The 20,198-nt window shown below is 53.4% G+C and carries 18 protein-coding genes; 1 reads left to right on the plus strand and 17 read right to left on the minus strand.

The annotated features are described in order from the left end of the window. Positions 1-22: 22 nt before the first annotated feature. The 12 genes from glgB to ACR0MJ_RS02095 all read right to left on the minus strand — a co-directional run bounded on the left by glgB (position 23) and on the right by ACR0MJ_RS02095 (position 13,887). Positions 23-2,230, minus strand: a complete 2,208-nt coding sequence (gene glgB / locus ACR0MJ_RS02040; protein ID WP_480758794.1) for a 1,4-alpha-glucan branching protein GlgB — start codon at positions 2,228-2,230, stop codon at positions 23-25. Continuing rightward, complete coding sequence (locus tag ACR0MJ_RS02045) at positions 2,227-4,605, minus strand: glycogen/starch/alpha-glucan phosphorylase (protein ID WP_480758797.1); 2,379 nt, start codon at positions 4,603-4,605, stop codon at positions 2,227-2,229. Before ACR0MJ_RS02045 ends, glgB begins: the two co-directional genes overlap by 4 nt. 19 nt (positions 4,606-4,624) lie before the next feature. Continuing rightward, on the minus strand, positions 4,625-4,864 hold the full coding sequence (locus ACR0MJ_RS02050) for a helix-turn-helix domain-containing protein (protein WP_170403641.1): 240 nt from the start codon (positions 4,862-4,864) through the stop codon (positions 4,625-4,627). 161 nt (positions 4,865-5,025) lie between these two features. Beyond that, complete coding sequence (locus ACR0MJ_RS02055; RefSeq protein WP_170511700.1) at positions 5,026-6,501, minus strand: mannitol dehydrogenase family protein; 1,476 nt, start codon at positions 6,499-6,501, stop codon at positions 5,026-5,028. Continuing rightward, a complete protein-coding gene (locus ACR0MJ_RS02060) occupies positions 6,489-7,262 on the minus strand; it encodes an L-iditol 2-dehydrogenase (protein WP_480760266.1) in 774 nt (257 codons plus the stop codon). The genes ACR0MJ_RS02055 and ACR0MJ_RS02060 overlap by 13 nt, the downstream gene beginning before the upstream one ends. Then, positions 7,259-8,263 (minus strand): ABC transporter ATP-binding protein, encoded by a 1,005-nt coding sequence (locus ACR0MJ_RS02065; RefSeq protein WP_170383437.1) that lies wholly within the window; start codon positions 8,261-8,263, stop codon positions 7,259-7,261. The genes ACR0MJ_RS02060 and ACR0MJ_RS02065 overlap by 4 nt, the downstream gene beginning before the upstream one ends. A gap of 12 nt (positions 8,264-8,275) precedes the next feature. After that, positions 8,276-9,106, minus strand: coding sequence for a carbohydrate ABC transporter permease (locus ACR0MJ_RS02070; RefSeq protein ID WP_480758806.1), 831 nt, complete (start codon positions 9,104-9,106; stop codon positions 8,276-8,278). Between the two features lie 10 nt (positions 9,107-9,116). Continuing rightward, positions 9,117-9,983 carry a carbohydrate ABC transporter permease gene (locus ACR0MJ_RS02075; RefSeq protein WP_170403629.1) on the minus strand — a complete coding sequence of 289 codons (867 nt, stop codon included), beginning with the start codon at positions 9,981-9,983 and terminating at the stop codon, positions 9,117-9,119. 120 nt (positions 9,984-10,103) lie between these two features. Further along, positions 10,104-11,411, minus strand: a complete 1,308-nt coding sequence (locus ACR0MJ_RS02080) for an ABC transporter substrate-binding protein (protein WP_170403626.1) — start codon at positions 11,409-11,411, stop codon at positions 10,104-10,106. 114 nt (positions 11,412-11,525) lie between these two features. Beyond that, on the minus strand, positions 11,526-12,581 hold the full coding sequence (locus tag ACR0MJ_RS02085; RefSeq protein ID WP_170403623.1) for a LacI family DNA-binding transcriptional regulator: 1,056 nt from the start codon (positions 12,579-12,581) through the stop codon (positions 11,526-11,528). An 867-nt stretch (positions 12,582-13,448) separates the two neighbouring features. Further along, a complete protein-coding gene (locus tag ACR0MJ_RS02090; RefSeq protein ID WP_170403620.1) occupies positions 13,449-13,673 on the minus strand; it encodes a YjiS-like domain-containing protein in 225 nt (74 codons plus the stop codon). After that, positions 13,663-13,887, minus strand: a complete 225-nt coding sequence (locus ACR0MJ_RS02095) for a DUF1127 domain-containing protein (RefSeq protein WP_480758816.1) — start codon at positions 13,885-13,887, stop codon at positions 13,663-13,665. The genes ACR0MJ_RS02090 and ACR0MJ_RS02095 overlap by 11 nt, the downstream gene beginning before the upstream one ends. A gap of 130 nt (positions 13,888-14,017) precedes the next feature. Here ACR0MJ_RS02095 and ACR0MJ_RS02100 point away from each other — a divergent pair, with 130 nt between their 5' ends. After that, entirely contained in the window at positions 14,018-14,932 is a 915-nt protein-coding gene (locus ACR0MJ_RS02100; protein ID WP_170403615.1) for a LysR family transcriptional regulator, read from the plus strand. A gap of 317 nt (positions 14,933-15,249) precedes the next feature. Here the strand turns inward: ACR0MJ_RS02100 and yghX are convergent, their stop codons facing one another. The 5 genes from yghX to ACR0MJ_RS02125 are packed head-to-tail and all read right to left on the minus strand — an operon-like array spanning position 15,250 to position 20,139. Beyond that, a complete protein-coding gene (yghX, locus tag ACR0MJ_RS02105) occupies positions 15,250-16,137 on the minus strand; it encodes a YghX family hydrolase (protein ID WP_170511706.1) in 888 nt (295 codons plus the stop codon). 42 nt (positions 16,138-16,179) lie between these two features. After that, the gene (locus tag ACR0MJ_RS02110) at positions 16,180-17,748 is read right to left on the minus strand and encodes a malonate--CoA ligase (protein WP_170734661.1); all 1,569 of its coding nucleotides are present in this window, start codon (positions 17,746-17,748) and stop codon (positions 16,180-16,182) included. Beyond that, positions 17,745-19,043 (minus strand): malonyl-CoA decarboxylase, encoded by a 1,299-nt coding sequence (locus ACR0MJ_RS02115; RefSeq protein ID WP_170403606.1) that lies wholly within the window; start codon positions 19,041-19,043, stop codon positions 17,745-17,747. Before ACR0MJ_RS02115 ends, ACR0MJ_RS02110 begins: the two co-directional genes overlap by 4 nt. A 1-nt stretch (position 19,044) precedes the next feature. Continuing rightward, entirely contained in the window at positions 19,045-19,701 is a 657-nt protein-coding gene (locus tag ACR0MJ_RS02120; protein ID WP_480758824.1) for a GntR family transcriptional regulator, read from the minus strand. A 51-nt stretch (positions 19,702-19,752) separates the two neighbouring features. Further along, positions 19,753-20,139 carry a YciI family protein gene (locus tag ACR0MJ_RS02125; protein ID WP_170403600.1) on the minus strand — a complete coding sequence of 129 codons (387 nt, stop codon included), beginning with the start codon at positions 20,137-20,139 and terminating at the stop codon, positions 19,753-19,755. Positions 20,140-20,198: the final 59 nt, after the last annotated feature.

Here is a 20,198-nt window from a genome sequence, read left to right on the forward strand (position 1 = left end):
TCCTCCCACTATTGGTTCCGGTCTATTCGTGCCTCAATTCAAAGAAAACGGTGGCAAGTGGCGGAACGGTCATCACAACAGACTGGTCACAGCCATGCGCTGCGACTGGCTCGGAATTCAGCCCGTCTCCGTTGCCCTGATTGCTGCCGCCGTAATATGTGGAATCTGTGTTCAATCGTTCTGCCCAATAGCCCGCGACCGGCACACCAACGCGGAATTCCGTCCGGGTTACAGGGGTGAAATTGGCGACCACCAACACCGGCGGGCCGTCATCGGTGCCATAGCGAACCCAAGAGAACACCGAGTCGCTGGCGTTGCCGCCGTCGATCCAACGGAACCCTTCCGCACGCGTGTCTTGTTGGTAAAGAGCGGGCGTCTCACGATAGAGCATATTGAGATCGCGCACCAACCGTTGGACACCTGCGTGGCTGGGGTGCTCCAACAGGTGCCAGTCCAAACTTTGTTCGTGGTTCCATTCGGCAACCTGCGCAAACTCGCCCCCCATGAACAACAGCTTCTTGCCAGGATGACCCCACATGAAGCCGTAGTAGGCCCGCAGATTGGCTAAGCGCTGCCAATCATCACCGGGCATTCTGTCCAGCAAAGACCCTTTGCCATGAACGACTTCATCATGACTGAGGGGCAGCAAAAAGTTCTCGGAAAACGCATAGTGCAACCCGAATGTCATTTTGTCGTGGTGGTACTTCCGGTTCACAGGATTTTCGGCCATGTACCGCAAGGTGTCGTTCATCCACCCCATGTTCCATTTGAAACCAAAGCCCAGCCCGCCCTCCGATGTCCTGGCGCAGACACCCGGGAATGCTGTGGATTCTTCGGCAATTGTCATCGCGTCGGGATGCGCTGCATAAACTGCTTCGTTCATCTGTCTCAGGAAGCCGATGGCCTCCAGGTTTTCACGCCCACCATGGATGTTTGGCACCCATTCGCCCTCTTTCCGCGAATAATCGCGATACAGCATCGAGGCCACCGCATCGACGCGAAGCCCATCGATATGGTATTCTTCCATCCAAAATTTTGCGTTCGCGATCAGATAGCTGGATACTTCGGCCCGGCCGTAGTTGTAGACCAGCGTGTTCCAGTCTGGGTGATATCCTTCCTTCGGGTCGAGATGTTCGTACAAAGCAGACCCATCGAACTGACCCAGCCCGTGCGGATCGGAGGGGAAGTGGCCTGGCACCCAGTCGATGATCAAGCCCATGTCGGCCTGATGGCAAGCATCCACTAGCGCCCGAAAATCATTAGGTGTTCCAAATCGCGCCGTAGGCGCAAACAGCCCGACAGGCTGATACCCCCAAGACCCACCGAACGGATATTCCGAGATCGGTGTGAGTTCGATATGGGTGAAGCCCATGTCGCTGGCATAAACCACAAGATCGGTTGCAAGCTCCTGATAGTCCAGCGACCGGTTGCCAGCCTCAGGAACGCGCCGCCAACTTTCCAGATGTACCTCGTAGATGGAAATCGGTTTATCCACGCGTTGGTGTTGACCACGATTAGCCATCCAATCAGCATCCGACCAGTCGAATTTCCCGAGATCGCGCACGACCGAGGCCGTTTTGGGCGGTAATTCAGACCCAAACCCGACTGGGTCGGCCTTTTCCGGCATCAGATGTCCGTCGGACCCCACGATTTCGAACTTGTATGCTGTACCGTCGCCCAATCCAGGCATGAAAATCTCGTGAACGCCGGTTGCACCACGTCGCCGCATCACGTTTCGCCGTCCATCCCAGCCGTTGAAGTCACCGATAACCGACACCCGCCTCGCGTTTGGTGCCCAGACTGCGAAATGCACGCCAATGCTGCCTTCGTGCGACGTCACATGCGCCCCAAGCGCGCGCCACAACTGACCGTGTGTACCCTCTCCCAAGAGATATTCATCAATTTCGCCAAGAACAGGGCCAAACGCGTATGGGTCTTGTTCTGTCCAGCTATCGCTGTGGTGTGTTAGGCGTAGCAGGTAAGGGAACCGTTTTTTCCTACGCGGGACAGCACCAACAAAAACACCGCTTTCCGCGTCGACTCGCGACAGCGCGCAGAGCTTCCGCCCGGTTTTCTGATCCACAACCTCGACCGTGTCCGCTTCGGGGTGAAAGCACCGGATCACCAACCGTCCATCGACTTCATGCAGCCCAAGGACCGAGAACGGGTCACCATGCTCGCCCTGAGCGATGGCAGCCCTATCCTCGGCTTGGATCAGGTCGCTCCTCATGCTGACTTGCCCAGGGGTTTGATCAGAACACTATCCGCCTGCCAGATGTCGCGGGCATATCCTCTGATTGTACGGTCTGACGAAAACCATCCCATGCTGGCCGTATTCTGCAGCGCCATCGCGGCCCAATTCTGACTGTTGCGATATGCAATGTCGGTGCGGCGCTGAGAATCGAAATAACTGTCGAAATCGCAGGTGACCAGAAAGTAGTCGTGATCGTATAGCGTTCCGATCAGAGAGTGATAGCGCCCCGCTTCCTCAGGCGAAAACAGCCCCTCAAAAATCTGCCCCAATACACGCTCCAACCGTGGGCTGTCTGCAATTGCGGCGCGCGCATAGTCATGCACCCTGCGACGCTCCATGACCTCCTGTGCTGTCAAGCCGAACAGGAAAAAATTGTCCGACCCCACATGTTCGCGGATTTCGACATTCGCGCCGTCCAGCGTGCCGATCGTCAACGCGCCGTTTAGTGCAAATTTCATGTTTCCGGTGCCTGAGGCTTCTTTCCCTGCGGTCGAAATCTGCTCGGACAAATCTGCGGCAGGGATCAGGTTTTCAGCCATCGTAACGTTGTAGTTGGCGGGATAAACAACCTTCAGAAGATTACCCGTGACAGGATCGGTGTTGATGACTTTTGCCACATCGTTGATCAGCCGCACAATTTGCTTGGCAACGTGGTAACCCGGCGCAGCTTTGCCTCCAAAAAACTTTACCCGAGGTGTCCATTCGACTCTTGGATTGTCCCGCATCTCGTTCCACAGGGCGACAGTTTCCAGAATATTCATAAGCTGGCGCTTGTATTCGTGAATGCGCTTGATCTGGACGTCGAAGATCGCGTCAGGATCAACCGAGACACCACATTTGGCAGCGACCCAGTTCGACAACTTTTCCTTGTTGTGTCGTTTTGCGGCGCTGAAGTCGCTGAGGAAGCCGCGATCTCCGGCGCGGTGCTTGAGCTGTTTTAGCTGCTCCAAATCCGCAACCCAACCATCACCGATTTCGCGAGTGATCAGATCGCTCAGAACAGGGTTGCAGGTGTGTAACCAGCGGCGGGGTGTGATGCCATTGGTTTGATTGATGATACGTGCCGGATGAATGCGGTTCAGATCGGCAAAGACTGTTTCCTTTACCAGATCAGTATGCAACGCTGAGACGCCGTTGACTTTATGCGCCATGATAAAGGCCAGCTCGCCCATATGGACTTCGCCGTGTTCTAGGACACGCGGGCTGCCGGGAAACTCCTGCTGCTGTTGCTCATCAATGGCCCGAATGATCTCCAAATGTCGCGGAAGGACGCGGCCTAGCAACCCTTCGTGCCAGCGTTCCAGTGCTTCTGGCAACAGCGTGTGGTTGGTATATCCAAGGCACCGGCGGGCGAGAGAAATCGCCTCGTCCAGAGGCAAATCATGCTCATCAACCAAAAGGCGTACCAGTTCGGGTCCCGCAATCGCCGGATGCGTATCGTTAAGCTGAATGGCTACCGCATTCGGCAATTCGCGAATGTCGCCATGATCGCTCAGGAACCGGCGCAGCAAGTCCATGATCGATGCGGCGGTAAAGAAATATTCTTGCTTAAGTCGCAGTTCCTTGCCTGCATCGGTCGTATCGTCCGGATACAGAACGCGCGAAATCGTACGTGCCAGAGCCTCGGACCGGCTGGCCGCCAGATAATCGCCCCGATTAAAGCTCTCCAGATCGAACTCATTCTCTGGCCGGGCCGACCATAGCCTCAGAGTATTGCCCCACGCGCCTTTCCATCCAACCACTGGCGTGTCAAAAGCCTGCGCCTGAACGGTGTCAGCGGGATGCCATTCAGCTTGACCGTCATGATGGCTAACATAGCCACCAAATGAGATACGATAGCAGGCCTCGGGACGCACGAATTCCCATGCAAATCGCTGGTTCAGCCAGGTTTCTGCTTCTTCAACCTGCCGCCCATCGACAAAGCTCTGCTCGAACAACCCATGTTCATAGCGAATACCATAGCCGTAGGCAGGTATTCCAAGGGTGGCGAGGGAATCCATGAAACAGGCCGCCAACCGACCAAGGCCGCCATTACCCAAAGCGGCATCAGGTTCGTCGTTAAAAACGACGGAAATATCCTGACCAAGATCCTCAAGGGCCTGCCTGACCTTTTCTGTAAGTCCTAGGTTTGCAGTCATGTCTTCGACCAGCCTGCCGATCAAAAACTCCATCGATAGGTAATAAACGCGTTTCGCACCAGACTGATACGTCTCGCGCGTGCTTTCAAACCAGGGGTCAACGATGCGATCGCGAAGTGTAAGCGAAACCGCCATACGCCAGTCATAGATCGACGCGTGCTCGGCATCTTTACCGAGTGAGTAAGTGAGATGTCTGAGGATTTCTGGTTTCATGTTAGAGTGGCTGCCCCGTTTACGCTGAATTGGATTTGATGGCGACGCCTATACCGTCAGACGTGCTGCCATGTTTTAGAAATTGAACGCCTTCATCCTCCAGCGTGGTGCGCATTGCTTCAATCATTGCGTGGTTTACGCCTTTTTTTCCAGCTTCAAATCGATGCACTGTCATATGAGAAACGCGCGTCAAATCCGCAAATTCTTTCATAGAGAGCCCAAGCACGTGACGGGCCATTCTCAATTGCTCTGGTTTCACGTTATTCTCCCGACTTTGGGCTTCGCGGTTGAAGCATGTGTGCTTTGCATGAGCTAATTCATATCAGCTCAGACACATCTGTAACTCAAGCGGCTGACAGTGCTACCCGATCGACTTTTGTCTTGTAACAAAAGTATTCGCCACAAAATGACTGGTCCGACTCACACTTCTTCAACGTACTCAATAAGGGCTGCTTCACATCCATCCTTCCAAATAAGGTTGAGCCACTCAGAGAACGCATCTGAGAACTCCTTAGCGTTCTGTAAATCGCCATAAATCCAGGATTGTTCGAGCCAGGCGACCGGATTTGATTTCGCGGCAAGCGCGGCCTCAGACAGTTTGCCCCAAACGGGATCGTTAGCCTCGATCACACTACCATCTTCGCGCTTGCCTGCACACATGCGGGCCCAAAGAGCTTCGACGAGGGCTAGGCCGACAATAGAGCGACTTGCCTTTAGCTGGTCTCGAATGATCGGCATAACGAATCCCGTATGGCGCGCCGAGCCGTCGAAAGCCACTCGTCGGGTTGTGTCCACAATTCGTGGATTTGAGAACCTACTTTCAATTAGGCTTATATACTCTTCCGGGCTTTTTCCGGATACGGGTGCAACTGTTGGTGCTATTTCGGTTCTTTGAACTTTGCCAAAAAACTGCGAAAGCTGCCTGTGCTTCATGCATTCGGAAATCGTCTGAAGCCCCAGGATCTCTCCGGCATTTGCGAGAACTTGATGCCCAGCATTGAGGACGCGAATTTTCATAGTTTCAAACGCATGAACATCGTCAGTGAAAATTGCGCCAACATTGTCCAAGTCGGGGCGCCCTGCGCAGAAACTGTCTTCTATCACCCACTGACGATAGGCTTCGTGCGTGACGACCGCGGCGTCATCAATGCCAAAGTCTATGGCGAGTGCCAGTTCGCTAGGACCGGTCGCGGGGGCGATGCAGTCTACCATCGAATTTGGAAAGGACGCATTGGCGTCGATCCAATCGGCAAGTTCAGGGTTGGTCATTCGAGCCAACGAAATGACAGTTTGCCGAAGGACGTCACCGTTACCTTGCAGGTTATCGCAGCTGAGCCCAGTGAAAGGCATATGCCCTGCATCACGTCGCTGACCAAGCGCAGCCACCATGGCTCCAAATACGGTGCGGGGTTTCAGCGGGTTTTTAGCGTCGTGAAGAACGTCGGGGTGGTTGGAGTCAAACTCCTTGGTGACTGGATCGATGTAGTACCCACTTTCTGTGACCGTCATAGTTACGACGCGAATCGTAGGATTCGACATCATGCGAACTAGCGCCCCATTGTCATCTTCAATAGGCAAGTAGTCGATCATGGATCCTATGACCTCGGCAGAGATTTTTTCCGGGTCGAGTTCGATCAAGGTTGTAAGGCAATTCTGGGCGAGCAATTTATCGCGCATAATCGCATCATAAGGGCGTACGCCAGCACCGATGATTGCCCAATCTTTGGCTTTGCCTTGCTGCATCAAACGATGCAGGTACCAAGCCTGATGCGCACGGTGAAAATTGCCGACCCCTACATGAACAATGCCAGGTTTCAATGCGGCACGGTCATATCTTGGGCGTTCGACGGTCAGTTGATCGAGTGTTGAATTCGATAGGGAGATCAGCTCATCCATTGCCCACCATCCACGTTGTAAGTTTGTGCGACGATGTAGTTCGCCGCATCACTTGCCAGAAAAACAGCCATTCCGGTCAAATCGTCCGGTGTGCCCATGCGTCCGTAGGGCACGGCGGCATCAACTTCCTGTTTCTTTTGTCCGGGTGCCTTGTCTTCGTACTTGGCAAAGAACGCATCCACGCCGTCCCAGTGCTCGCCGTCGACGACACCCGGAGAAATCGCGTTCACGTTTATGCCGTGCTTGATCAGGTTCAGACCCGCCGACTGAGTCAGGCTGATGACCGCCGCTTTTGTCGCGCAATAGACTGCAACCAACGGCTCACCGCGCCGTCCGGCTTGACTTGCCATGTTGATGATCTTGCCACCTTTCCCGCGCTCAATCATGCACCGCGCTACGGCCTGCGTCGTAAAGAGAGTACCCGCTACATTGATGTCAAAAGCGCGCTGATAGTCGGCGCGTTCGATTTCAACAATCGGGGCTGCTGTGAAAAGTGCTGCGTTATTGACCAGAATGTCTATATGCCCGAACTCCCCTATTGTATTGCCCACAGCGTTGTCGATGCTGGCCTGGTCGGTCACATCCATAGCCACCGCGATTGCATTTTCTCCAAGTGCGGCAGCGCTTTGGCGAGCGCCATCAATATTGATGTCGGCGATGGCGACTCGAGCGCCTTCACTGACGTAGGCTTCGGCAAAGGCCCGCCCGATTCCTCGGGCGGCACCTGTGATCAGGGCTGTTTTTCCAGCCAGTTGCATTATTCGATCCTTAGACCTTGAGCGTCGAACTTGTGCAACTTGTCCATTTGAGGTGTCAGGTAGATCGTGTCGCCGTGCTTGGCCTGAATGTCACCTGTAATCCGCACGGTGACCATGTCAGCAAGACCCGTGTCATGGACGTGAATGAAGGTGTCCGATCCCAGGTGCTCCGCCACACCAACGACGCCTTTCCACATTCCATCAGTCATGCTGACATCTGTGTGTTCAGGACGAATGCCGATTGTGGTTGCCCCGTTTTTCTCGGCCTCAGCACCTGAGATCAGGTTCATTTTCGGAGACCCTATGAACCCCGCGACAAATTCGTTACGTGGACTGTGATAGAGCTCTAGCGGTGACCCCACCTGTTCGATCACGCCAGCCCGCAAAACGACGATCTTGTCCGCCATGGTCATGGCTTCAACCTGGTCGTGGGTCACGTAGATCATTGTCGTCTTGAGCCGTTCGTGAAGTTCACTGATTTCAAGCCGCATACCAACACGCAGGGCCGCGTCGAGGTTGGACAGCGGTTCGTCGAAAAGGAATGCCGCCGGTTCCCGAACAATTGCCCGGCCAATAGCAACGCGCTGACGCTGACCGCCCGACAATTGCCCCGGACGCCGATCCAGATAATCGGTGAGGTTTAGCGCCTTTGCGGCTCCTTCAATCCGGCGGTTTTGTTCATCTTCATCGATCCCTGCCATTTTCATCGGGAACGCGATGTTTTTGCGCACCGACATATGCGGGTACAGAGCGTAAGACTGGAAAACCATTGCCAAACCGCGCTTGGCAGGAGGCACATCCGTTGCATCCGAGCCATCAATTTCGATATGACCCGTAGTGATGTCTTCAAGTCCCGCAATCAGGCGCAGCAGTGTGGATTTACCGCAACCCGAAGGTCCAACAAAAACCGTGAACTCGCCGTCTCCAATCGTGAGGTCCAGAGGCGGAATGACTTGAACGTCGCCGAAGCTTTTGGTCACTTGGTTGAGTTTAATTTGTCCCATTGGTCAAGTTCCTTATTTGACGGCGCCGAAGGTCAGGCCGCTGACAAGTTGTTTCTGGCTGAACCAGCCAAGGATGAGGATTGGCGCAATGGCCATGGTTGATGCTGCACTGAGTTTGGCAAAGAACAGGCCTTCGGGGCTGGAGTAGCTAGCAATGAACGCCGTCAGCGGAGCCGCATTGGCTGCTGTAAGGTTCAGTGTCCAAAACGCCTCGTTCCAGGCCAGAATGAAGTTCAGCAGCAAGGTCGAAGCTATGCCGGGAACTGCCATCGGTGTGAGAACGTGAAGGATTTCCTCTTTCAGCGTCGCACCGTCCATTCGGGCCGCTTCAAGGATCTCACCTGGGATTTCCTTGAAGTATGTGTACAGCATCCAGACGATGATCGGCAGGTTCATCAGCATGAGGATGATGACAAGCGCGCCTCGGCTGTCGAGGATGCCAAGTTTGATGCAGATCAGGTAGATCGGGTACAGAACACCAACCGCCGGTAGCATTTTAGTGGACAGCATCCAGAGGAGAATGTCCTTGGTGCGATTGGAAGGAACGAAAGCCATCGACCAGGCCGCGGGGACCGCCACGATGATACCCAATATTGTCGAACCCCCGGCGATGATGATCGAGTTCCAAAGGAACCGGGCGTAGTTGGACCGCTCCATCACCGCAGAGTAGTTTTCAAGCGTCCAGTCAAATGCCAGGAACACCGGAGGGTCTGAGATTGCGGTAGCTTCGGTTTTGAAGCTGGTCAGGACAGTCCAGAGGATCGGAAAAAAGATCAGCAGTCCAACACCCCAAGCGGCGGCTGTGTTGATGATCTTACGTTGTTGAGTTACTGCGCGGGCCATCTTTTCCTCCTCACGCGTCCAGGTTCTTGCCGACGATGCGCATCAGGAAGATCGCAACGATGTTGGCGAGAATGATTGCATAGACACCACCAGCGGAACCGAGGCCAACATTCTGACTTTCAAGAACACGTTGGAAAATCAGATAGGTCAGAGTACGGGTGCCAAACGCGCCTCCGGTCGTGACAAATATTTCTGCAAAGATTGCCAGCAGGAAGATCGTCTGGATAAGAACCACGATCGTAATCGCACGGCTGAGATGTGGCAGAGTGATGTAACCAAACCGCTTCAGCGGCGGAGCACCATCCATTTCTGCTGCTTCCAATTGTTCACCGTCCAGAGACTGGATTGCCGTCAACAGGATAAGCGTTGCGAACGGCAACCATTGCCAGGAAACGATCATGACGATTGAAGGCAGTGAAGCCTCAGACAGCCACGCGATCGGCTCAGCCCCGAAAAAGCGCCACAGATGGGCAAACAGACCGTTTACCGGGTCCATGAACATGTTCTTCCAAACCAAAGCTGAAACCGTCGGCATAACAAAGAATGGTGCGATGACCAGAATGCGGACGACACCTTGGCCCCACATTGGCTGGTTCAGCAATATTGCCAGCAATACGCCAAAGATTACTGTGATCAAAAGGACCCCGCCAACGATGGTCAACGTGGCGATCACCGACGGCCAGAACGCGCTGGAGCTGACAAAGCGAACATAGTTTTCGAAGCCGACCCACCCAAGGTCTCCGCCACGCAGCGGCAGGTATTGTTTGAACGAGAAAATGAGCGTCATGATCAATGGAACGAGCATCCAGCCGAGGAGCAAGATGACCGCTGGGGCCATCATAAGCCGCGCCGCTGATCGGGAGTGTTTAGTAGCCATCGGGCATACCTCCTCTGTTGATTGCCATAAGGCTATCTTAAACAGTGCAAAGTTTTTGAGAATTGATGGCGTCTCGGGCAACACTTGGGAGAAGAGTGTTGCCCGAGACCAAGGGAATGCTCAGCGGTAGCCAGCTGCTTCCATAGCGTCGTTTGTAAGTGCCTGAGCTTTGGCGAGCGCCTCATCAACGGTTTGCTGACCGGCATAGACAGCCGAGAACTCCTGGCTCACTTCGGTAGCGATGCCCGCAAATTCCGGAATTGCCACAAACTGGACGCCAACGTAGGGAACCGGCTTAACCGTCGGATTTGTGGGGTCTGCCGCTAGAATTGAGTCCAGCGTCTTCTGGGCAAAGGGAACTGCCTGATAGTTGGGGTTTTCATACAGCGATGTTCGTGCACCCGGCGGTACGTTAGCCCAACCTTCGTTTTCGGCGACAAGTTCAATATAGTCTTTTGACGTTGCCCATTCGATGAATGCCTTTGCTGCGGCTTCCTTTTGAGTTCCGGCAGGAACTGCCAGCGCCCATGCCCAGAGCCAGTTTGCTTTCCTGTCGACACCTTCACTATTCGGCGCTAGCGCGAAACCAACCTTGTCGGCGACAGTTGAGTCATCAGGATTGGTCACAAACGAAGCCGCAACGGTGGCGTCAATCCACATGCCGCACTTGCCCTGCTGGAAAAGGTTCAGGTTTTCATTGAAGCCGTTGGTCGCATAGCCCGTCGGGCCGGATTCCTGCATCATTTCGACAAAGAAGGTCAGCGCCTCTTTCCACTCTGGCTGATCGAACTGGGCATTCCAGTCTTCGTCAAACCAGCGCGCACCGAAGGAGTTGCCGGTTACGGTGATAAACGCACCACCTTCACCCCAGCCCGCCTTTCCGCGCAGGCAGATACCATTGATGTCATTGTCACGGTCGGTCATTGCTGCGGCAGCTTCGCGAATGAATTGCCAGGTTGGTGCCTCAGGCATTTCCAGACCGGCCTTCTCCATCAGGTCGGTGCGGTACATGATCATCGAACTCTCGCCATAAAATGGCGCTGCATATAGGGTACCATCGTGGCTCAGACCGGCTCGCATGGCTGGCAGGATATCATCAGCGTCATACTCAGCTGAAAGGTCGTCAAGCGAGACCAGCCATCCATTGGCACCCCAGATCGGAGTCTCGTACATGCCGATGGTCATGATGTCGAAAGAACCACCCTTGGCGGCGATGTCCGTGGTGACACGCTGGCGCAATACGTTTTCTTCCAATGTGACCCACTCGACCGTGTGGCCAGTCTTATCAGTGAAGTCCTGAGTCAACCCCTGCATGCGAATCATGTCGCCATTGTTCACGGTGGCGATGACAAGATTCTCTGCTAGTGCGCCACTTGCAGTGACGAGTGTCATTGCCGTCGCCGCATATAGAGCTTGTTTGAATGACATCCTAATTCTCCTCCTCGTTGGATGATGACTTCGACCTTAGTCAAAATCACAACGCGAAGTCAATTATAAATTTACGCGCGTAAATTTTAGGCTGATTGCGAGATTAGTGGTTTCTTATGCCGACTCCCGCATGATCAGACGGCCCTCGAACAGTTTTTCCTGTCTTTCCGGCGGGACTTCTCCCTTTTCAAACAATGCAAACAATGTGGACACCGACCAATTCGCGATACCTTCATAATCCTGTGCGATCGTTGTCAGAGGGGGGCATGTGAACCTTGAAAACGGGTGATCGTCGTGGCCTGCAATCCGGAGATTGCATTCCGGACCATGACCAACTTTAAAGCCAAGGCCATAAGCCGCTGACAAAAGACCGATGGCAAAGCGATCATTGCTACATAGGATCGTGTTGGTCTTGAATGCCCCCTCAGACAAGAGCCGGCCACCCTGGACTTTCCCAATTTCTTCGAAGTCCCAGCCTTCTCCGTTCACTTGAAATATATTCGGTGTCTGACCGTGCCGCTCCATACTTTCGATATAGGCTTGCCTATGCTTATTGGCGTTGGGGTTGAGCGGTTTTTTCATTTCGAAAAAACAGGGAGGTTCACCGCTGCGGCAAAGGTACTCGACCATCAAATTGACGCTCTGAAAGTGATCGGTGCCAACAAATGCTCGTCCTACATTTTGCATGTTGGCATCAAACAAGACGACTGGAATCTCGGCATCAAATGCTTTAACGGCGTCTTTGTCTGACAGCCTGCCAAAAGGTGCCAATAAGACGCCAGCAGGTTTCAGGGATTTGAGTGAATTAAGGTTGTCTCGCTCCATTTCAGGATTGCCGTGTGAACTAAGTAAAATCGGGCTGTAGCCGGCCTCTATGCACGCAAGCTCTACGCGTCTGCCGATCTCGGAAAAGAATGGGTCAGCCAGATTGGGGACTACAACTCCAATGTTCTTGGTCGTGCGCCGGTTTTGGTTCATCGCGAATACATTCGGATGATACTCATACTCTTCCAGTGCTGCTTCGATCTTGTCTCTTGTGGAAACACGCACGCTTTCTGGATCGTTGAAGTATTTTGAAACGGTAGGTCGGGAGATCCCGCTGATGGCCGCAAATTCTTCCATGTTTCGGATTTTGCGTTTCAATTCTTGCCTCACACCAATTTTCAACATGTCGCGCGGAAACTTGTAGTAAATTTAGAGATGAAGGACCCGAAGTGTCAAGTCGGCTAGAAAGGGTTAAGTTTGCTCGCTTCCGCACTCATTTCAATCTTGACCGTTTTGTCCCAGGTTCGGCTCTCAAGCAACGAGCAGATCGCGATGCAAATAGCCCATGCCCAGTTATAGCATGAGCACACGTTTTGATTTCGATCACGCGTCATCGGGTTGGGGGATCAACCGCAACCCCCGCACTCAAGTTTCAAGTTGACGCAGATGATGTTCCGGGCGACCTGCGGGACTGTTTGGCCGCCGCAGTTAACCTTATCCGGGTAGTGCTGAAACCTCTTTTTTCCGCCATTGCGAACATATCTCTAAACAAAGCACTGCAAATCCCAGGGGCTCGGTCGTTCAGCTTTAACAGCGGTCGCTGCCTAGATCTTCCACATTTATGTATGAAAGACACCGCGTAGCTCCGCAAGGCCCCTTACTTGCCTGCAAAACACGGCCCATATGCGATTTTGTCTTAACCCGGAACGTTCTATGCGGAGTTCAAGCTGCCACTTCCGTTTACAGCTCCGCAAAACCGAGCCCATCGCATCTGGACAGCTAATTTATGTATTGGTCACAAATGTAAATTTTGTCGCCAAAACGGAGATGACGGACGAGCGGATCTCGTGATGTTCTCCTGCCTCTCATCTTTCGCGGCTCCTGCTTGGCAGGGTGGTTTGGGCCAGCATTTTCGGGAGGAGGTGAAAATGCTGGCCCTTTGCGTTGGCGCTCCCTGTTGGCTTTTTCGCCGCCGCTTATGCTGGCTAACTCTGGGAGGAGCGAGAACCAGCAAATTTCGTGTGAGCTTCTGCCCTGAGGGCCTCCGCTCTATTAATCAGCCATCAATTTCGCGGCATATTCCGGGATATCGGATCGCGAAATTCCGATCTGAGCGAGCTGATGGTCGTTCATACTCGAAAGCGTGGAGAGCATCCGAGCCATTTGCAGTGCCTTCAAGGCAGCATTTGTAGTGGATCCAACCCACCCCAAGAAGCTAATTGATAAGGCGATAACGTGACCGCGATCTGCACCAGCAGCTTGAGTGTTAGCAGCCATACGCAGCCTCCATAGCAAGTTTTTTGATGCTACTGCGCGGAATACCCAGATCTGTTAAGTCGCGGTCAGATAGCACCGAGAGCTCATAATACGTCGCGCGGTAAACCCTGCGATTGGCCTGTGCCTTTCGCATCGTGTCTATTTTTTGATGAAAGAACGTGCGGCCAGCTTCGAAAACGACATCCAGCCCGCTGTTTGATCGAGTAATTGCCATGATATTGCCTCGTCCGTTGCTGCAATGCAGTATTTATGCTGCAATGCAGAGATACGTGTGTTTGGTAGCGCTCACAATTTGGCAATTTGGCATAGGCCCCATGTCAGATTGGAACAGCAAGGGTCATGACATGGATATTTCTGCGCAAATGCTAATCTTTACGACAGTTGTCGAGCAGGGAAGCATATCTGCGGCTGCACGATCAATGGGGCAGACCCCCTCGGCTGTAAGCAAGCAGATCGGGTTGCTTGAAGATCAGGTGCACTACCGCCTACTGAATCGCACCAGAACAGGTATCTCCCCGACGTTGGAAGGCCAAGCGTTCTACGAAAAATGCAAAGCGATGGCTGACAAATTCAAAGAAGCCGAGGCGATGATCCATAACTTTGATGGTATCCCACGCGGAGTGCTCAGAATCGCATCCACGGTTGCCTTTGGTAAGGCACAGCTGATCCCTGCTCTGCCGAAATTCATGGAAGAGAACCCTGAAGTTAATGTGTCCTTGGATTTGACCGACCGAGAGATTGATCTTCGGAGCGAAGGGTTCGATGCGGCGATCTGCTTTGCTGAACAACGCAAGAACCCAGATATGGTCATCAGACGCATTATGCAGAGTCGCAGGGTGCTATGCGCCTCACCTGAATACCTTGAGCGTTCAGGAACCCCGACGAGTTTTGCCGAGTTGGCTGAACACAATTGCCTGAGAGTTGCTGGAAGAAGCCAACGGAACGCTTGGAACAGTATCGAACCAAAGGTCGGCGAAAAATTTGAAGCAACGGGCAGTTTTGAGGGAAACAGCACCGATGTCGTTTTTCGAGCGGTACTGGCTGGTATAGGGATAGCGCGGCTACCCTTTTACATCGCGAACTGCAAGTTTCAGTCCGGCGAACTCGTCCATGTTATGCCGGAATACGCACCACCGAGCACTGATATCGTGGTGATGTTTGCTGACAGGCGCAATCTAGCCCCGAAAACCCGAGCATTCGTGGATTACCTGGTGCAACAGTTTCGTGATGTCGAAAGCGACAAAATGACCGGTTCTTAACCATCTGGAAAAAGGGGTTCTTCACGCTAGCAAGGTCAAAATCATTCGGAGAGATCACAAGCAAAGCTGAAAATGGGGTTCGAACTAAAGGCCCATAGCGGATATTCGCAACCAGACTTTGCAAGGCCCGTGGAGCGCAAGCAAGACCCCGCCCGACCCTGTGATCTTAGTGCCGGACAAAGCGCCGCTCTTCTGACCTTGCTGAAACTGGTCCGAGTTTGTCTGGCAGTACCCACACCATTATCGTTGTATGGCACGGGCAGCAGCGTCCAGCCTGCGTGTCGCTGGCTGGCGACGTTGGCTGCGCGGGGTTCGTACTACTTCAGATATGTGTTGAACCAATCAATTGTTCGGTCCCAGGCTAGGTTCGCCATCTCCTCGTCATAGCGTGGCGTGCTGTCGTTGTGAAAGCCGTGATTGGCATTTTCGTAGATATAGGCCTCGTATACTTTTTCATTGGCCTGCAGAGCGGACTCAAAATCTGGCCAGCCTGCGTTGATACGTTCATCAAGCTCTCCCATCTGGATCAATAACGGTGCCTGAATTTTGGCCACATCCTCTGCTGCTGGCTGACGACCATAGAACGGCACACCTGCAGCAAGTTCGGGGTAGGCCACGGCTATTGCACTGACGACGCCGCCGCCATAGCAAAAGCCTACCGCGCCGACCTTGCCTGTGCAATCTTCCCGATTCATCAGGTATTCGAACCCGTTGAAGAAATCGTTCATCAACTCGACTCGGTCCACTGTCTTTTGCAGTTCGCGCCCATCGGTGTCGTTGCCCGGGTATCCACCGACCGAGGTCAACCCGTCGGGGGCCAGCGCCATAAATCCAGCTTTCGCCAATCTGCGCGCCACGTCCTCGATGTAGGGATTCAAGCCGCGGTTTTCGTGAATCACCAGAACTGCGGGTAGGGGATCTTCCACGCCCGCAGGCCGAACCAGATAGCCCCGGACATCGCCGGTTCCATTAGGTGAAGGGTAAGTAATATAGTCCGCTTGGATATCGGGATCGTTGAAGGATACCTGCTGAGCAAGGGCATAGTTTGGGCTAAGCATGTTGAGCAACGCGACGGCGGATAAGCCGCCAACTGCAAATTTGCCAGCACGATCCAAGAATTGGCGCTTGGTGATTTTGCCGTGCGCGTAAAAGTCGTACAGGTCCAAAAGCTCCTGGTCGAAATCTCTGGCCGTCATGCGGGTCATAGTAAATCTCCTGTTGAGTTTGGTCGTCCGAAGGGTGGGGTACTATCCGATTAAGGAGTCCTTTTTTGATTGAGGTTCGCGGTACGTCTTTTGAGACACTTCCAATGGCTCCTTTTGCGCGTGCCGTTCGCGCAGCACATTTTTTTGAACTTTTCCCATTGTATTGCGCGGCAGTTCCGAGACGAGCTCGTAGCGGCGTGGATGTTTGAAGCGTGACAGCCTGTCTTCGACGGTCCTCGCTATCTGTTCCATGTCCGGTTGTGCGCCGGGCTCAGCCACCAGTGCGGCGATGATTGCTTCGCCGAAATCGTTGTCGGGAGTGCCGAACACCGCCGATTCCAAAATACCATCAATGTCGTTCAGGACATCTTCAATTTCTTTTGGGTAGACGTTGTAACCGCCGGTGATGATCAGGTCTTTTGACCGACCTACAATCGACAGGTAGCTATCCTTACTATATTGACCCAGATCGCCGGTGATGAAGAATCCATTGTCCCGCAACTCTTCAGCGGTTTTGTCGGGCATCTGCCAATAACCTTTGAACACGTTGGGGCCGCGTACTTCGATCATTCCAACCTCGCCCTGAGGCAGCGGTTCCCCGGTATCCGGGTTTGTCACGATCACTTCGATGCCAGGCAACGCCATACCAACAGTTCCCGCACGTCGTTCGCCACTATAAGGATTAGAGCTGTTCATGTTCGTCTCGGTCATTCCGTAGCGCTCAAGGATCTGGTGGCTAGTGCGCGTTTCGAATGCTTGATGGGTTTCGGCAAGCAGGGGGGCGGAGCCGGAAACGAACAGGCGCATGTTCCCGGTGATTTCTTCGGTGAACCGGTCGTCTGCCAATAGTCTGGTATAAAAAGTGGGGACCCCCATCAAAAGGGTCGACTGAGGCAACTCATCCAGGATGGCGCCGAGGTCGAACTTTTCCATCAGTCGAACTCTGGAACCGGCGAGTAGTGACGTATTCATTGCCACGAAAAGCCCGTGCGTGTGAAAGATCGGCAGCGCGTGAATCAAGCGATCGTCGTTTGTGATGCCCCACAGATCAACAAGAACTTGGGCGTTGGACAACAGGTTTTGATGGCTCAGCATTGCGCCTTTGGAACGGCCTGTGGTGCCTGATGTATAAAGCAATGCGGCAAGATCGTCCGGAGCGCGATCCAAGGTCTCGAATACACAAGGTTGTGCGTCGGCCTCGCTGCTCAGGCTAGCGGAAACGCCGCCGAGTGTCCGCAGCTTTGCCCCAGACCGAGCCGCCCGTTTTCCGATTTCAAGTTCGTCTTTGCTGTCGCAAACGATCATCGCTGGTTGGGCATCAGAAATGAAATAGTCCAACTCTGCCAACGTGTAAGCCGTATTCAGCGGCAGGTAAACAGCACCTGCCTGAACCGCCGCCGCGTAGAGCGCAATCGTATCGGCGAGCTTTGGCGCTTGCACAACGATGCGATCGCCAGGTGAAACTCCGTTGCTTTGCAAAACACGTGCGATCTGCGCCGCGCGCTTCAAAAACGAGTCATAGGACACCACTTGGCCATCATCGAGCTGCAGGAACGGAGCCTCGTTACCCTCATGTTGGGCAAACAAACTATCGTAGAGGGTATTGGTCACTCTGTATGTTCCCTTGGCTTGGCCGCAATCGCGGCGGTTGAGGCCGCGCGAACTGAACGCGAGGCTTCGATTGTCGCATGTGTTGCGAATTCTTCGTGATGACGTTCTGTCTTGTTCAAATCGTAAAGATAGTTGACCATCGCACCGCCGGATTGTGATCGTCCGTTCGGCGACAAATCGGCTTCGGCGTGCAGTTCGTGCAACTCGGCACCATTGCCGAGGTGAAAGCGGGCCACGGGATCAAGCGGCATCCCATCTTCACGCTTGGCGAACATCAAATATCGCGCGGCCATCGCGCGCAAATCTTGTGGCGATGTTGTTGCCGCAAGCACGGCCTCGGCGGCATAGCCGTGCTCAGGGTGTTCTGTCTCGCCCGCCAACCAACGATTAAGCCCCGGTATTGGTGATAAGGTCACAAAAGTATCAATCCCCTGGAGCTCTCTCGACAGCTCGGTCACAACCTGTTTGATCAACAGATTCCCAAAGCTGATACCCATTAAACCCTTTTGGCAATTTGAAATGGAATAGAACGCCGCGACCTTTGCCTGTTCAGCTTGGATCGGTTCTCGACCTTCGGACAAAAGCGCATCAATAGCGTCTGGAACTTCAGCCGTCAGAGCAACTTCGACAAAAATCAGAGGTTCATCTGGCATCGAAGGATGGAAGAACGCAAAGCAACGACGATCAGGCGGGTAGAGCCTGCGTCGCAGATCGTCCAGATCGTTGATCTGATGAACCGCCTCGTAGGCAACGATCTTGTCTAGAACGCGGGCAGGGGTATCCCAACTGATTTGTTTGAGGACAAGAAACCCCCGATTGAACCAGCTTCGCAGCAAATGGACGAAATCAATATCTGTTCGCTTGAACTCGGGGTTGGATCTGAGAAAGCGCAACAGGTCAACGCGCATTGCTACGAGTTCTTGAGTCGCACCTGATGGTTGGTTTAATCGGCGCAAAAACTCTTGCCGTTTGGGTTCCGCGACTTCACTAAGCTTTTGATATAAATCGGCACTTCGCTCCTTGGCGTAGAGACTTGCCGTTTCGGCAAGCTGATCCGCGTCCAGCTCAAGTTGATCATTCAAATAGGCAAAAAATTGAAATTTCTCGGAATCGTTTAAAGTCTGGTAGCGATCAAGGATCGTGGAAGCGAGGGTAAAGCCCGATACTTCGCCTTCTGCAGACAACAAGGCCTCACAAAGCTCTACAATAGATCGATTGTCGTCATTGCCGCGCCTTTTGCCGGGACGGTCGAACAACTGATTTAACAGATCGCCCAGAAACCAGTTCCGCTGCATTTCAGGACTCCATCTGACTGCTCAGGTACTCACCCGTTCGGCGGTAGTGGTTGAGCAAGTGCTGGGTCGCGCAGTCTGCGTCGTGATCGAGTGCGGCATCTAGGATTTGCTGGTGTTCGGCAGCGATATCGCGCTTTTTGTAACTTGACCCTCCCGCTGCCAGATAACGGTAGCGAATGTTGAGGTCATAAAGCTGCGAGCAATACCGTAGCAGCAACGGCAGTTTTGCATTTTCCAACAAGGCCATATGAAACGCTTTGTGGGCGTCTTCGAAGTCAGGCGCACCTTTTTGACTGGCCTTTTTCATATGGTGATGACGCAAGACTAGCCTGTCCTCCCAAGCTCCGTCTGCATTGACGATGGAAGCGCGCAGCGCTGTTTCCTCGAGGTTGCATCGCAACAGGAGTATTTCTTCGAAGTTACACTTGCTGACTGGTGCTGCCCGAAATCCGCGCTGATCAATCCGCTCGACCAACATGTCCGATGTCAAAAGGCTAAGCGCTTCGCGAACCGGACTAGCGCCGGTGTCCAAAAGCCCCCGAAGCTGCTCGATCTTGAGTTTTTGTCCCGGAGGTAATTCTCCGGTCAGGATCATTTCGCGTAGCCTTCGATACGCTCCATGAGTGGCTGATGTCTCTTTGCCCTCAGTATCAAGCATGGCGTCCATATCCGACTGTTCCTATTTCGCGGCAAATACTCTTGAGTGCTCTTAACTGAGGGCACTCGTTCCAGTCGATAGGCCAACCGAAAGGTTCAGCGAGCCTTCGTTGATCATCCAGCGCCGAAGTACAAAACTACGTGCGCCACTTTTGTGTATAGGATCGTCTTCGGCCAGCTTCCGGGCGGCTTCAAGGCTGTCGGCGCGATAGATGATCAGTCCCATCCCCTGCATATGCTCGCCAGTTTCATCCGACATGGGGCCTGCAAAAGCCAGCTGCCCCAAACGTTCCAGCTGCGTCTGATACGCCAAGTGATCTGGCAGTGACGCCTTTACATCTTCGGGCGATTTGGCTGGCGTGCTCAGCGCGACGTAAAGCTCCAAAGCAAGAGCACCGCGGCTTTTTGCTTCTGATTTGTAGTCTGCCCAAGCAACCATTTGCTGCCTCCAAAAATATCGATATTATTTGACATATTGCAAAATAGTCGGCAAAAATC

Source organism: Ruegeria sp. C6, from assembly GCF_056537625.1.

Bases quoted from the DNA above. Each gene is read 5' to 3' on its own strand.
- ACR0MJ_RS02070 (WP_480758806.1), bottom strand. From the start codon at position 9,106: ATGGCCCGCGCAGTAACTCAACAACGTAAGATCATCAACACAGCCGCC.
- ACR0MJ_RS02120 (WP_480758824.1), bottom strand. From the start codon at position 19,701: ATGCTTGATACTGAGGGCAAAGAGACATCAGCCACTCATGGAGCGTAT.
- ACR0MJ_RS02085 (WP_170403623.1), bottom strand. From the start codon at position 12,581: ATGTTGAAAATTGGTGTGAGGCAAGAATTGAAACGCAAAATCCGAAAC.
- ACR0MJ_RS02095 (WP_480758816.1), bottom strand. From the start codon at position 13,887: ATGGCAATTACTCGATCAAACAGCGGGCTGGATGTCGTTTTCGAAGCT.
- ACR0MJ_RS02045 (WP_480758797.1), bottom strand. From the start codon at position 4,605: ATGAAACCAGAAATCCTCAGACATCTCACTTACTCACTCGGTAAAGAT.
- ACR0MJ_RS02055 (WP_170511700.1), bottom strand. From the start codon at position 6,501: ATGGATGAGCTGATCTCCCTATCGAATTCAACACTCGATCAACTGACC.
- glgB (WP_480758794.1), bottom strand. From the start codon at position 2,230: ATGAGGAGCGACCTGATCCAAGCCGAGGATAGGGCTGCCATCGCTCAG.
- ACR0MJ_RS02090 (WP_170403620.1), bottom strand. From the start codon at position 13,673: ATGGCTGCTAACACTCAAGCTGCTGGTGCAGATCGCGGTCACGTTATC.
- ACR0MJ_RS02080 (WP_170403626.1), bottom strand. From the start codon at position 11,411: ATGTCATTCAAACAAGCTCTATATGCGGCGACGGCAATGACACTCGTC.
- ACR0MJ_RS02115 (WP_170403606.1), bottom strand. From the start codon at position 19,043: ATGCAGCGGAACTGGTTTCTGGGCGATCTGTTAAATCAGTTGTTCGAC.
- ACR0MJ_RS02065 (WP_170383437.1), bottom strand. From the start codon at position 8,263: ATGGGACAAATTAAACTCAACCAAGTGACCAAAAGCTTCGGCGACGTT.
- yghX (WP_170511706.1), bottom strand. From the start codon at position 16,137: ATGACCCGCATGACGGCCAGAGATTTCGACCAGGAGCTTTTGGACCTG.
- ACR0MJ_RS02075 (WP_170403629.1), bottom strand. From the start codon at position 9,983: ATGGCTACTAAACACTCCCGATCAGCGGCGCGGCTTATGATGGCCCCA.
- ACR0MJ_RS02125 (WP_170403600.1), bottom strand. From the start codon at position 20,139: ATGGTTGCTTGGGCAGACTACAAATCAGAAGCAAAAAGCCGCGGTGCT.
- ACR0MJ_RS02100 (WP_170403615.1), top strand. From the start codon at position 14,018: ATGGATATTTCTGCGCAAATGCTAATCTTTACGACAGTTGTCGAGCAG.